Origin of the sequence: Peribacillus sp. R9-11, assembly GCF_031345095.1 — a bacterium.
Classification (GTDB): domain Bacteria; phylum Bacillota; class Bacilli; order Bacillales; family DSM-1321; genus Peribacillus; species Peribacillus butanolivorans.
This window is the reverse complement of the sequence record NZ_CP133763.1, coordinates 4,679,534-4,691,809: the sequence shown is the minus strand read 5'-3', so window position 1 is coordinate 4,691,809 and position 12,276 is coordinate 4,679,534. Positions and strand designations below refer to the sequence as shown.

At 35.8% G+C, this 12,276-nt stretch carries 16 protein-coding genes and 1 riboswitch; of the genes, 13 read left to right on the top strand and 3 right to left on the bottom strand.

Annotated elements, in window-relative coordinates:
• Positions 1–299: 299 nt before the first annotated feature.
• Together RE409_RS22760 and RE409_RS22755 are read left to right on the top strand one after the other, a co-directional pair.
• Positions 300–839, top strand: a complete 540-nt coding sequence (locus RE409_RS22760) for a hypothetical protein (protein WP_201223127.1) — start codon at positions 300–302, stop codon at positions 837–839.
• Positions 840–1,016: 177 nt separating this feature from the next.
• Complete coding sequence (locus tag RE409_RS22755; protein WP_201223129.1) at positions 1,017–1,223, top strand: DUF6980 family protein; 207 nt, start codon at positions 1,017–1,019, stop codon at positions 1,221–1,223.
• Between the two features lie 241 nt (positions 1,224–1,464).
• Here RE409_RS22755 and RE409_RS22750 read toward each other — a convergent pair whose 3' ends face one another.
• On the bottom strand, positions 1,465–1,590 hold the full coding sequence (locus RE409_RS22750; protein ID WP_255263999.1) for a hypothetical protein: 126 nt from the start codon (positions 1,588–1,590) through the stop codon (positions 1,465–1,467).
• Between the two features lie 174 nt (positions 1,591–1,764).
• Here RE409_RS22750 and RE409_RS22745 point away from each other — a divergent pair, with 174 nt between their 5' ends.
• The 6 genes from RE409_RS22745 (at position 1,765) to RE409_RS22720 (ending at position 7,062) form a co-directional block, all read left to right on the top strand.
• Positions 1,765–2,268, top strand: a complete 504-nt coding sequence (locus RE409_RS22745) for a DinB family protein (protein ID WP_201250432.1) — start codon at positions 1,765–1,767, stop codon at positions 2,266–2,268.
• 216 nt (positions 2,269–2,484) lie between these two features.
• Complete coding sequence (locus RE409_RS22740; protein WP_201186604.1) at positions 2,485–3,468, top strand: ketoacyl-ACP synthase III; 984 nt, start codon at positions 2,485–2,487, stop codon at positions 3,466–3,468.
• 321 nt (positions 3,469–3,789) lie between these two features.
• Positions 3,790–5,010 carry an NO-inducible flavohemoprotein gene (hmpA, locus tag RE409_RS22735; protein WP_309558113.1) on the top strand — a complete coding sequence of 407 codons (1,221 nt, stop codon included), beginning with the start codon at positions 3,790–3,792 and terminating at the stop codon, positions 5,008–5,010.
• 77 nt (positions 5,011–5,087) lie between these two features.
• On the top strand, positions 5,088–5,210 hold the full coding sequence (locus tag RE409_RS22730) for a hypothetical protein (protein WP_309558112.1): 123 nt from the start codon (positions 5,088–5,090) through the stop codon (positions 5,208–5,210).
• 261 nt (positions 5,211–5,471) lie between these two features.
• A complete protein-coding gene (locus RE409_RS22725) occupies positions 5,472–5,888 on the top strand; it encodes a VOC family protein (protein ID WP_201186602.1) in 417 nt (138 codons plus the stop codon).
• 157 nt (positions 5,889–6,045) lie between these two features.
• Positions 6,046–7,062 (top strand): LacI family DNA-binding transcriptional regulator, encoded by a 1,017-nt coding sequence (locus RE409_RS22720; protein WP_201186601.1) that lies wholly within the window; start codon positions 6,046–6,048, stop codon positions 7,060–7,062.
• Between the two features lie 97 nt (positions 7,063–7,159).
• Here RE409_RS22720 and RE409_RS22715 read toward each other — a convergent pair whose 3' ends face one another.
• Together RE409_RS22715 and RE409_RS22710 are read right to left on the bottom strand one after the other, a co-directional pair.
• Complete coding sequence (locus RE409_RS22715; RefSeq protein ID WP_057219788.1) at positions 7,160–7,552, bottom strand: YybH family protein; 393 nt, start codon at positions 7,550–7,552, stop codon at positions 7,160–7,162.
• Positions 7,553–7,855: 303 nt separating this feature from the next.
• Complete coding sequence (locus RE409_RS22710) at positions 7,856–7,984, bottom strand: hypothetical protein (RefSeq protein WP_309558110.1); 129 nt, start codon at positions 7,982–7,984, stop codon at positions 7,856–7,858.
• Between the two features lie 18 nt (positions 7,985–8,002).
• Positions 8,003–8,089, bottom strand: a riboswitch (cyclic di-GMP riboswitch).
• Between the two features lie 236 nt (positions 8,090–8,325).
• Between RE409_RS22710 and RE409_RS22705 the strand changes: the two genes are divergently transcribed.
• The 5 genes from RE409_RS22705 (at position 8,326) to RE409_RS22685 (ending at position 12,260) form a co-directional block, all read left to right on the top strand.
• Positions 8,326–8,844 carry a DinB family protein gene (locus RE409_RS22705; RefSeq protein ID WP_201186599.1) on the top strand — a complete coding sequence of 173 codons (519 nt, stop codon included), beginning with the start codon at positions 8,326–8,328 and terminating at the stop codon, positions 8,842–8,844.
• 309 nt (positions 8,845–9,153) lie between these two features.
• Complete coding sequence (locus tag RE409_RS22700; protein ID WP_309558109.1) at positions 9,154–9,648, top strand: VOC family protein; 495 nt, start codon at positions 9,154–9,156, stop codon at positions 9,646–9,648.
• A 275-nt stretch (positions 9,649–9,923) separates the two neighbouring features.
• Positions 9,924–10,778 carry an amidohydrolase family protein gene (locus RE409_RS22695; RefSeq protein ID WP_309558108.1) on the top strand — a complete coding sequence of 285 codons (855 nt, stop codon included), beginning with the start codon at positions 9,924–9,926 and terminating at the stop codon, positions 10,776–10,778.
• Complete coding sequence (locus RE409_RS22690; RefSeq protein WP_190270905.1) at positions 10,771–11,100, top strand: UxaA family hydrolase; 330 nt, start codon at positions 10,771–10,773, stop codon at positions 11,098–11,100. Before RE409_RS22695 ends, RE409_RS22690 begins: the two co-directional genes overlap by 8 nt.
• The gene (locus RE409_RS22685) at positions 11,097–12,260 is read left to right on the top strand and encodes a UxaA family hydrolase (protein ID WP_309558105.1); all 1,164 of its coding nucleotides are present in this window, start codon (positions 11,097–11,099) and stop codon (positions 12,258–12,260) included. The genes RE409_RS22690 and RE409_RS22685 overlap by 4 nt, the downstream gene beginning before the upstream one ends.
• Positions 12,261–12,276: the final 16 nt, after the last annotated feature.

Here is a 12,276-nt window from a genome sequence, read left to right as displayed (position 1 = left end):
AACAAAATTAATAAGAACGTATCGTATTATAACCAGATAATTTTAATATTTCAATATAAAATTTAATTTTTATTATATACCCTATTGACTAGATAGTCTACGTTGATTCCATTTAGGAATTAGTTGGCAGTATTTTATAACCGAGAGCGGCATAATTTTTTTCCAATAGTAATAAAACATTTAAAATAGGAGGTAATTTGCTTGATTTTCTAGATGGATATCGAAAGTTTGAGCGAGAGAATGTATTAGGAACTGATGTTAAAATAGAATAAAGAGAACGATTTCAAAGGGGGATAAGATTGAAAATAAAGATATTTTTTTCGTTTTTAATTTGTATAGCATTTTTAATTGGTTGTTCAAAAGAACAAACATTTGAAGATTTCTTTCACAAATCGATAGATGAAATGCACTTAGGGGAAAAGGATTATTCTTATTCGCTCGTTCATAAGCAAATGAATGTGTTGCATGAAGATGATGCCATTGCAGTATTTAAAGAAAATAATGCACAAGGGGAACAAATATTTATTGCTTACTTTGAAAAAGAAAATGATAAATGGGAATGGAAACAAACAAGAGGAGCAGAATGGAATACACCTGTTAAATGGTCTTCAATGAACCAAGTTTCATACATTTATTCAGGAGCAATTAGTGATAATTCTATTTCTGAAATATATGCAGGTGATGAACCAGCGAAAATCATCAAGGTCGAAGGTGATAAAAGGTTTTGGTATGCCATCAGTGATGTCAAAGATATAGAAGTAAAGGTAGTAAAAAAAGATGGTGCTGAAGAAATCATTGAAGAAATCGACCAAGAGCTTTTAAAGGAATGGGATAAGTAAAGTGGGATATATAAAATAAACATACGACTTACTTCAACTAACGGGTGTAATCATTCTTTAAAGAGATATGATGAAATGCACTTTTACTTATGTAACAAACAGGGCGGTTTGTTGAATAAAGTTTGATAATATAATATAAAAAACAAACTGAGTGAGGATTACCTAAGGAGAAATCGAATGAAAAAACATTGCTGTGATGATATGGCATATCACGCGAATTTCAAATGTGAAATACACGAAAACCCATTTGAATGTCCAGATAAACTTGTAATCTATTATGAAAAAGATAATGAGTACGGGTTGATAATTCACGATGGTGGTTCATCATCTGTCGAAATTTTGTTTTGCCCGTGGTGTGGTAAAAAGTTATTAGAAGGAAAATAATCAGTTGAAACCCTTGTTGATTAGTTGGTGCTCTACTTGAATAACAGAGCAGGGTTCGTTTATAAATCCTATTCCAAATGGTTTGAAACCTGTGAATTAACGAGTATTCGTGAGCATTATCGTATTAAACTGAGGGAGTTTAATAAATACTGGAGTTTTAAACACTGGAAGAAAAATTCCAATAAAAGCGTAAATTAAAGGCAGGAAACAACTTCCTGCCAATGATCATTATTTGGTGTGGTTACTTCCTTTTTTGACTTTTCAATTTGTTCATTTCAAGTTCTGCAGCATATTCTTCTTGTGATTTTCCTTGCTTTTGACTTTCAGATTGAATTTTTTTGAATTTATTATCATTTAGATTAGGCATATAAACACCTCCTTTGAACATAAGTATTTTGTACAAACTTATGAGTATTATTCGATGATTCGCTATAAGAGGAGTAGTTGGGGATAATTCCCTTAAAGGATTTACCGGAAAATTATTTATTTAGGCATCAATTGTTTAACACGAAATAACTTATGAAAATGGAGGGGAATTAATATGACACAACCCGTATTAAAAATGTACAACTACCACGTGTGGGCAAATGGAGTTATAATTGATCGTTTAAAAGAACTTCCACAGGAAATTTATCATCAGGAAATTCAAAGTGGTTTTTCTTCAGTATCAAAGGTGTTGTCTCACATTTATCTCACAGATTACGCATGGTTTGACATAATCTCAGGTAAAAGTATGAATGAAGCAATGGGGTCTACGGATCAATTAAGAAAAGAGGTGGAAACGAAAAGTATTGAGGAAATGAAAAAAATATTTCTAGACTTATCTGAGCGAAACAAAGCACTTCTGAACAGTCAAAAAGATTTTGAAAAATTGATTGTGGTAGATAATCCATATGCTGGGTTGCTTGAAACTTCTATTTCTGAATCGGTACTACACGTTGTTACTCACGGATCATATCACCGTGGCAATATAGCTACCATGTTGCGTCAAATGGGGCACACCTCTGTTATGCAAGATTTTGGACTTTACCTATATTCCAATTAGAACAGAGTAGCTCAAGCACAAAATCCTTTTTAATTGGAAAAGTTCTTTCACTAACGAGTGCTCTACTTCAATAAGGGGGTTGCATGGGCAACTCTTTTTCTTATGGGGCTAAAGGTTAAGGGTAGTTGCATAAGATTTTTTTTACTCTATAATTAGTACCAGGTATTAATATCAGTTATAAAATTGATGCAATTCATAACACGAGGTGGCTATTTTATGTTCAAATCCAAAGCACGTATTACTGCGATAGGTTCTTATGTTCCAGAGAAAAGGTTAACAAATAAGGACTTAGAAAAAATGATTGAAACCAATGATGAATGGATTGTTAAACGTACTGGTATTAAAGAACGAAGAATTTCACATGAAGAAGAGTTTACTAGTGATATAAGTTATAAAGCTGTAAAGGATTTAATGGAACGGTATGATAAATCAGTCGAAGATGTTGATATGATTATTGTCTGTACCTTTTCACCTGATTTCAACACACCAAGTGTAGCTTCTTTAGTCCAAGCAAAGCTAGGTATTAAGAATACTGGAGCTATTGATTTAAACGCTGCTTGTGCAGGATTTACTTATGGGTTGCATGTAGCTAATGGATTAGTAACATCTGGTTTAAACAAGAAAGTTCTTGTTATTGGAGCTGATACTTTATCTAAACTTATGGACTATGAAGATCGAGCCACTTGTATTTTATTTGGAGATGGTGGAGGAGCAGTTCTTGTAGAATATGATGAACAACAACCAAGTTTTATTTCTTCACATTTATATTCGGAAGGAGCAGGCGGAAAACATTTATATAGTACAAACCTATCGACACGTATAAATGGTGAAGACTTAAATAATAGTGGTAACCTTGTACAAAATGGACGTGAGGTTTATAAATGGGCTGTTACTACTGTTCCAAAAGGAATGCAAACTGTGATGATGAATACTGAATTTCATTTGAATGATGTTGATTGGTTTGTTCCGCATAGTGCAAATTTAAGAATGATTGAGTCAATATGTGATAGAAGTGGTTTTCCAATTGAGCGTACATTATATAGCTTAGTGGAGTATGGAAATACTTCCTCAGCATCAATACCATTAGCTTTAGATAAAGGAGTAAGTGAAGGAAAGCTCAGTAATGGTGAGAAGATTTTATTATATGGTTTCGGTGGTGGATTAGCACAAGCAGGATTGCTCATCAATTGGACTCTATAACGCTTTTTTTCTTCAACTAATCGATGCTTTACTTAAAAATCAAGAGCTACTGATCAGCAGTTTATTTTCTTATTGAGCTAATGGAGCCCGTTTAATTTAACAAGGATACTAAACAAAGACATCGTACTATTAGGTATGGTGTCTTTGAATTATCTTAAGGGAATTTCAAAATCTCCAAATGGGCGGAAGAACGCCTTTAGTAAGAAGTTTGGGTTGGTTAGTGATAAGTTGAATGTGGCCAAAATATCATGTTTACTCCTATATTTAGCGGGAATGCTATTTACAGTAAATATCCCTGAAATTTGAGGAGGACATTTTAACATGCTTGATGCTAAGACCATAGAAATCGTTCAGTCAACAGCACCTGTTCTCAAGGAACATAGTAAACCAATAGGAAAGAGATTTTATGAATTACTATTTTCAAAAGCGCCTGATTTGTATAACCTTTTTAACCAAACCAACCAAAAAAGAGGAATTCAACAGGAGGCCTTGGGGTATGCTGTCTATGCTGCAGGTGAACATATTACGAACCTTGAAGCGATAAAACCTGTAATTAAAAGAGTTACTGAGAAACATCGTGCCATAGGGGTAAAGCCTGAACAGTATCCGGTTGTAGGTGAAACGTTGCTTCAAGCAGTTAAAGATGTGTTGGGTGATGCAGCCACAGATGAAATCATAGAGGCATGGGGAAAGGCATATGGCCATATTGCAGATGCCTTTATTGATATTGAAAAAAACCTCTATGAGGAAACAGAACATCAGCCTGGTGGATGGGAAGGATACCGAAGCTTCAATATCGATAAAAAGATAAAAGAAAGTGATGCGGTAACCTCCTTTTATCTAAAGCCTACAGACGGAAAACCCATTGCCTCCTATCATGCTGGGCAATACCTAACACTAAAGGCGGAAATTCCTGGGGAGAAATATACGCATATACGCCATTACAGTCTTTCTGATTCACCTGGTAAGGATTACTACCGAATCAGTGTTAAACGTGAAGATGCCCATGGGGATGCTCCATCTGGAATTGTATCTAACTATTTACATAGACAGCTGCAAGTTGGAGATACGCTGCAATTTTCTGCTCCTGCAGGTGACTTCGAACTTGATAACACAGATTTACCTGTCGTTCTAATTAGTGGCGGTATTGGAATTACACCATTGCTTAGCATGTTAAATACCATTATAGAAAAGCAACTACAACGTCAGGTTACGTTTATCCATGCAACAAGCAACAGCCAAACACATGCTTTTAAAGAGCATCTGCAACAAATTGTGAATGATCATCAACATATAAAATCAATTGTCGTCTATGGTGCACCAACAGAAGCCGATCGAACCTCTGGCCATTTTGATAAAGAAGGATACATGGGTTTAGACTTCCTGCAATCTATCGTTCCATCAAAAGAAGCTAACTTTTATTTCTGTGGACCTATTCCTTTTATGGAAGCAATCAATGAGGCCCTAAGTAAATGGAGTGTATCGAAAGACCATATTCATTATGAAGTATTTAGTCCACTCGCTATTTTAGGAGAAAAATAAGTGAATTAAATTTGTGAATAAAAAGGATCTTTGATTGAAGGTCCTTTTTTCATGGCTAATAAGAAGAAAGGGAAGTCTTGAAATACTATTTATTACTAACACAAGAAGGAGAAAGGATTATGAAGAATAACGAAAGCGATCTCCCGACAGGATTAGCTAAACCTGCACAACGAGCACTCGCTGGAGCTGGGTACTTATAACTTGAGCGGTTTACTAAGCTAAGTGAAGCAGAGGTCTTGCAGCTACATGGTATGGGAGCTAAAGCATCGGAGCAAATTCGTCGTGTTCTTTCTGAGAAAGGGTTAGCGTTCGCCAACGGTTCTTGAAAAACCTTTGTTGTACTTATTACATTAGGATGAGAGGTACTGCGGTATCTCCTTTTTTGTTGCGAGCAGGATTATCGAAAAAAGCAACGAATAGTAGGGTAATGAACATAAAATAAACGAGTGAGGGTGAATTTGATGGGAGTTCAAGCAGAAAAGATCTTTGTTAACTTGCCTGTTAAAGATTTGAATGCCTCAATAGAATTTTTCACAAAAGTTGGCTTTGAGTTTAACGAGCAAATGACCAATGAAAATGCAACGTGTGTGGTTATCAGTGAATCTATATATGTCATGTTATTGGTTGAAGATTACTTTAAAACGTTTACCAAGAGAGAAATCCCGGATTCAGCAAAAAGTACGGAAGCTATTGTGGCATTATCGGTTAAAAGCAAGGAAGAAGTGGATGAGATTGTGAATAAAGCCCTGGATGCTGGTGGAAAGCCTTTTAATGAAGCCATTGATCATGGGTTCATGTACGGTTGGAGTTTTCAGGATATAGATGGACATCTTTGGGAGATATTTTACATGGATGAAAGCGGATTTAATCAAAATTAAATCTATTTCAAGACACAATCCTTCACTAAGGACTGTGTCTTTTTTTGAAGTTCAGTGTCGTACCTGAGTCAACATGATTGCCTGCTTGTTAAAGTATAAAATAACAATTTATACTTATGATACAATATAAGGGAAAATGTAAAGGCGGGTACAAAAAGTGACGACAATTTACGATATTGCAAAAAAAGCGAATGTTTCACCGATGACTGTATCGAGAGTTATTAATAATAAAGGAAATATCAGTGAAAAGACTAGAGAAAAAGTAGAAGCTGTTATAAAAGAGTTAAACTATATACCAAATTCAGCTGCTCAAAGTTTGAATATTAAAAAAACCAAGTTACTTTCATTAATCATAACTGACATCACTAACCCCTTTTTTACAAAGGTTGCAAGAGGCGCTGCGGATAAGGCTAATCAAATGGGATATCAGCTTATTTTATGTAATACAGATGAAAACTACGAAAAAGAAAGTGAGTATATCAATGCATTAATTTCTAAAAGGGTAGATGGCGTAATTATTGCTCCAACAGGTGATCAATCGACCAAAAACTTAAAGAAACTTATTAAAAACAGAATCCCATTTACATTAATAGATAGGCAAATTGAAGATGTTTCGTGTGATAGAGTGCTTGGAGATAACTATGAAGGGACAAAATTGCTTCTTCAGCATTTAATTGATTATGGTCATCAAAGAATAGCGATGGTTCATGGCCCACTTACGATTTCCACTTCGAAAGAGCGGTATCAGGCGTATATTGAAACGTTAAAAATTAATGATTTAAAGATAGATCCCGCTTTCCTAGTAGAGACTCATTATAAACAAGAAAAGCGATGGAATGGAATCGCTCATTTGGTTAATGTTTCTCCTGCTGATCGTCCAACAGCGATTTTTGCAGCGAATAACTTCATTGCCATTAAAATTATAAAAAGTTTACGAGAAAAAAAGATTAAAGTTCCAGAAGACATTGCTGTCGTTTGCTTTGACGATTTAGAGTTATTTTCAGACTTTGATCCTTTTTTGACTGTATCTTCGCAGCCTGCTTATGACTTCGGATATTTAGGAACACAATTAGTGATTGAAAGAGTAGATGAAGTCGGTCCAGCTGATTATCGAACAATAAATTTAAAGCCTGAATTGGTAATCAGAAAATCATCTGGAACTCCTATAAAATAATAGGAGTTTTTTCCTCTGCTGTGGAGATTAATACAAATGAAAAAACCACCTAAAAGAAGGTGAGTCTTTTCTATTCATTCAAATATCTGAACATGAATTATTCAAGTAATTCAGCACCGTAAGAATTATCAATTATGCAACGCCAGGTACCTGTCGAATCCTTTTTAAAAACATAGGTAGCCATTCTTTCCATTGAGAATGCCGAATCAGTCTTTTGATTGGCACTCAGTAGTGCTTTTGCTACAACTAATGCCGTATCACCTGTTTCAATTATTGCCATCTTTTCTTGATTAACAATTAAACTATGATTAAAATAATCAGCGATAGCAACGAATGCCCGACGTATTTCTTCTTTGCCTTTAGCTAACGTTCCAGGTTTTACAACTAATGTAGCATCCTCTGAATAGAAATCCATTAATTGATCAAAATCCTCATTATTTATTGCTCGGTCTGCATTCTTTATTACTAGTTCTAACTCATGAGTTTGCATATTTGCCCTCCTATCCGATAGGTAATTTATAGGGATTCCAATTTACCCCTTAGTGAAGAATATTCGACTGTCTTGTTGAGGAATCCTTCTCTTGGCCAAATAAGAAAAATCAACTTCATTACTATAAAGCCATTTTTGAAGGGCAATCTGCCTATAGGGTAGCAATGAAAATAATTACCGTAGCAAACCATCCTAGTTATTACAGCTAAAGGTGAATTATTAGCTTCTTTCTATTTTGATAAAGTAAAGAAATAGAAAAAAGGCGTTAATGTGTAAAAAATGACTCAGACAGCAAGCATAGGCCTACTGTCCACCTTCTAATAAAAATCCTCTAATTTCCTCTAACGGTATTTCTACATTGATAGCCATTTGAATGAGTTCAATCCATTCTGTATCTAATTCTTTTACTCTGTCATTTGTCTGAAGTAACATTACCTATTCCTCCGTTGAAGAGGTAGCCCAGCTATCATAGTCAATCTGACCTTAGACCTGTTAGCTTTGCGTCCTAACCTTTCGATTAGTTTGCCGTTTTCTCATTTTATTATAGTTATATATTACTATCTAGATAGTGCTAATGTTGTCGTAAATTGTAGAAATGTAATTATTATTCTTTAAAAACAAATTGTTAATTCGATTGGGAGACCTGTTGAATGACAATAAAGATATTTAATGGGAAATAAAACTATTATATTTAATATGATTTTTTGTATTAAAGAAGGAACCATCCATTTTTAATAGAATGTAAGACTTTGATTAAGAGGAGGATGATCAGTTTGGAGAGAAGAGCTTTACTGGTATCTCGATTTCCAGAATATGAAGAAGAAATTGGCGGATGGCTATGGTGTTTAGAAGATGTTCGCCGTACTCTTTTAACAGAATTAACTGGAATCAGCCAAGGGATCCTTGATACAAAAATGGATGAAAGACAAACGATTGGCTCGCTGTTATATCACATTGCATTGGTCGAGGCAGATTGGTTATATGAAGAGGTTCTTGTTACTGAATGGGATTCTGAAATACGCTCGTTGTTTCCGTTAGAATGCCGTTCTGAGGAGGGCTCTTTAACCCATATTGAGGGACAAACTGTAGAAGAACATGTTAACCGACTTAATAAGGTACGTGAAGTATTTCTTTCTCACTTTCGTTCAATGGATCTAACGGATTGGCGTAAACCGAGGGTCCTTGAACAATATGACGTCACACCTGAGTGGGTTGTGTACCATTTGATTGAACATGAATCACATCATAGGGGACAGATTTTCCAATTGCTAAGCAAATTACGGAATGATTAAGATGTTAAAGAGTGGGAATTTTTATCCATCTTGAACTAACTGATTGGCTCCAGTTAATTATCAAACCCAATAAGTGGTGGCTTGTTTATGAACATTAGCACATTATTCCGCATTACCAGCTATTTCAAGTGGTGTAGTTATTCCATTAAAGGGCGCCTTTATGAAAAAAAGAAGGTGTCCTTTTTGAATGGGACCATATTCTTGAATAACGGATAACTCTAAGATAACTGCAACTTCAGCTTTAGACTTAGCGGAAATAAAAACATCCTTTTTTGTTAAGACTTAGAGAACATATGGAGGTGCTTTAAAATGGGTATAAGAAAAATCACAACAAACTTGTGGTTTGATACACAAGCTGAAGAGGCAGCGAAGTTTTACGCTTCTATCTTTAAAAATTCCAAGGTTGAAAGAATCACTCACTATGGAAAAGAGGGGCATGAAATCCACGGGATAATAGAAGGAACAGTAATGACCGTGGAATTCCAACTGGAGGGCCAGGAATTCGTAGCATTAAATGGCGGTCCGCAATTCAAATTTACAGAGGCGATATCATTTATCGTCAATTGCGAGTCACAAGTAGAATTGGACTATTTTTGGGAAAAACTCTCCGAAGGCGGAGACGAGAAGGCACAAGTGTGCGGTTGGCTGAAAGATAAGTATGGTGTTTCGTGGCAAATTATTCCTACGGCCCTAACTGAGATGCTAAGCGACCACGATCCAGAAATATCAGCAAGAGTTATGAATGCAATGCTCCAAATGAAAAAAATTGACATCAAAACATTAAAGCAAGCGTATGAGGGATAAGATTACAAGTTGTTTGAGGTATTAAAAATGAATTTCTTTGTTGTCACTTTACAAGACATTTAATAAAAAGTTTGATTAAAAACCTGTATAAATGTATACAGGTTTTTTTAGATTGTCCCACTGAACTATCCTCGCTATAGGTCCTTTTTCGTATCTCTAAATATTAACAGTGTTGTTTAAATTTTGATATTGTTGCAATTAATTTATTGACAATTTAAAATATTGTTGTTATTTTAATGTTACCGGTAACATTCTAGTAACAAGAGGAGGTCAAAATGATTATTGATGCTCATCAGCATTTTTGGAAGATTGACCGAGCTGACTATTCTTGGCTTTCAAAAGATATGGGAGTCCTCTATCAAGATTATCTTCCAGAAGATTTAGATCCCTTATTAGAAAAACAGGGTATTGCTGGAACTGTTCTTATCCAAGCTGCTCCTACATATGAAGAGACTTTATTTCTTTTATCATTGTATGAACGGTATGACTGGATTTATGGTGTAGTTGGCTGGATAGACTTATCTTCTCCAGCTTTTCCGAAGCAACTAGATTCGTTAATGAAACGACCGGGAATTGTTGGTTTGCGTCCAATGCTCCAGGATTTAGAAAATAGTGATTGGATATTACAAGAGCAAGTGATAGAAAATTTAAAATGGCTTATTAGATATAATCTTCCATTAGATTTATTAATTAATAATAAACACATTGCATCGATTTTAACTTTATTGAAAACGCTTCCGAACTTAATGACAGTAATAGATCATATGGCTAAACCGAATATTACTAAAGGGGATTTAAGCGAGTGGAAAGAGGATATGTACTCTTTATCACTGTTTCCGAATGTTTGGTGCAAAATGTCGGGTTTAATGACGCAAGCGAATCCAGCTATGTGGAAAACTGAAGATTTTGAGCCATATATTCATCATATTGTGCAAACATTTGGTCCATCCCGTTTGCTTTTCGGCAGCGATTGGCCTGTATGTTTATCAGCTGGAAGCTATGATGAAGCACTGCAGATTATCAAAAGAAATTTACCGGAAAATTTGACCAATAAGGAAATGGATAAAATATTTTCTAATAATGCGAAAGCCTTTTACAAATTAAAAGAAAGGGGAGATAGCCATGAGTAAAGTAGGCTATGAACAGGACGTTACGAGCATCGTTATGTCTGATCAAGATAATGTAGCGACTCTTTTGAAAGATGTAGAAGAAGAAGAAACATTACTATACGTCATCAATGGCCAAAAAGCGGTATTGACAGCCAAGCAATCGATTCCATTTGGACATAAAATCGCAATTAAACCGATTGAAAAATTAGCAACGGTTATCAAATATGGAGAAGTAATCGGTGCAGCGACAAGTGATATCGAACCTGGTGAACATGTACATGTACATAATATTGAAGGAATCAGAGGAAGAGGAGATAAGGCGGAAGGGGAGAAACAACGATGAGCATGATAAAAGGGTACCGTCGTTCAAACGGGAAATTTGGAATACGTAATCATCTGTTAATTATCCCTACTGTCATTTGTGCAAATCACGTAGCCAATAGAATCCAGCAAGCTGTACCAGACTCTGTAGCTATTCCGCATCAGCATGGCTGCAGCCAGATTGGTGATGACAAGGAACGTACACACAGACTTCTTGGAGGTATGGGGAAAAACCCAAATGTTGGTGCAGTTCTTTTAATTAGCTTAGGCTGTGAGGTTATTGATGCCAAAGTTTTGAAACAAGAAATTGAAGAAGAAACAGGGAAACCTGTTGAGTGGCTTGATATCCAAGATGCAGGCGGAACGGTAAAAGCTATTCAAAAAGGGTCTGAATTGGCAAAAAGCTTATTCAAGGAAATCGAAAAAGTGCCACAAGTAGATGTTCCTATTTCAGAATTAATACTAGGTGTGAAATGCGGCGGTTCCGATGCTACATCTGGTCTGTGCAGCAATCCCGCTTTAGGAAAAACAGCTGATCAGCTCTTAAATAAGGGCGGAACCATTGTAATGGGTGAAACAACTGAAATTATCGGGGCTGAACATATTGTCGCTCAAAAAGCTGTGAGCAAAGAAGTGGCAAATAAGCTATATGCCTATGTTAATAAATTTGAAAAAGAAGTAGAACGCATTGGGGCAGATATGCGTGGCGGAAATCCAAGCCCGGGCAATATAGAGGGAGGCCTGTCTACTATCGAAGAAAAATCTCTTGGCTGTATAAGTAAAGCAGGTACTGCTCCTTTGAACGATGTATTATCTTTTGCAGAAGAAATTCCAGGGAACGGCTATTACTTCATGGATTCACCAGGGAATGATATCGAGTGTGTATCGGGTATGGCTGCCGCTGGTGTTCATATGGTCTGCTTTACGACAGGAAGAGGGACGCCGACTGGAAACCCAATTATTCCGGTCATCAAAATAACGGGAAATGAACATACTGCCATCAAAATGATCGATAACATTGATATAGATACAAGTCCTGTAATGAAAGGAAAAGAAACAACAGAAGAAGCAGGAAATCGTATTTTCGAAACGGTTCTTAAAACAGCACAAGGTGAGCTGACAAAAGCTGAAATTTTAGGCCATCAAGAATTTAGTATCAGCCGAATCAGCATCAGCCTGTAGAAACAAATAGGAGAAG

Coding starts and splice junctions, on each gene's coding strand:
- RE409_RS22710 (WP_309558110.1), bottom strand. CDS start 7,984: ATGTTACTTCAGACAAATGACAGAGTAAAAGAATTAGATACAGAATGG.
- RE409_RS22740 (WP_201186604.1), top strand. CDS start 2,485: ATGTTCAAATCCAAAGCACGTATTACTGCGATAGGTTCTTATGTTCCA.
- RE409_RS22700 (WP_309558109.1), top strand. CDS start 9,154: ATGGGTATAAGAAAAATCACAACAAACTTGTGGTTTGATACACAAGCT.
- RE409_RS22690 (WP_190270905.1), top strand. CDS start 10,771: ATGAGTAAAGTAGGCTATGAACAGGACGTTACGAGCATCGTTATGTCT.
- RE409_RS22715 (WP_057219788.1), bottom strand. CDS start 7,552: ATGCAAACTCATGAGTTAGAACTAGTAATAAAGAATGCAGACCGAGCA.
- hmpA (WP_309558113.1), top strand. CDS start 3,790: ATGCTTGATGCTAAGACCATAGAAATCGTTCAGTCAACAGCACCTGTT.
- RE409_RS22685 (WP_309558105.1), top strand. CDS start 11,097: ATGAGCATGATAAAAGGGTACCGTCGTTCAAACGGGAAATTTGGAATA.
- RE409_RS22755 (WP_201223129.1), top strand. CDS start 1,017: ATGAAAAAACATTGCTGTGATGATATGGCATATCACGCGAATTTCAAA.
- RE409_RS22750 (WP_255263999.1), bottom strand. CDS start 1,590: ATGCCTAATCTAAATGATAATAAATTCAAAAAAATTCAATCTGAAAGT.
- RE409_RS22725 (WP_201186602.1), top strand. CDS start 5,472: ATGGGAGTTCAAGCAGAAAAGATCTTTGTTAACTTGCCTGTTAAAGAT.
- RE409_RS22745 (WP_201250432.1), top strand. CDS start 1,765: ATGACACAACCCGTATTAAAAATGTACAACTACCACGTGTGGGCAAAT.
- RE409_RS22695 (WP_309558108.1), top strand. CDS start 9,924: ATGATTATTGATGCTCATCAGCATTTTTGGAAGATTGACCGAGCTGAC.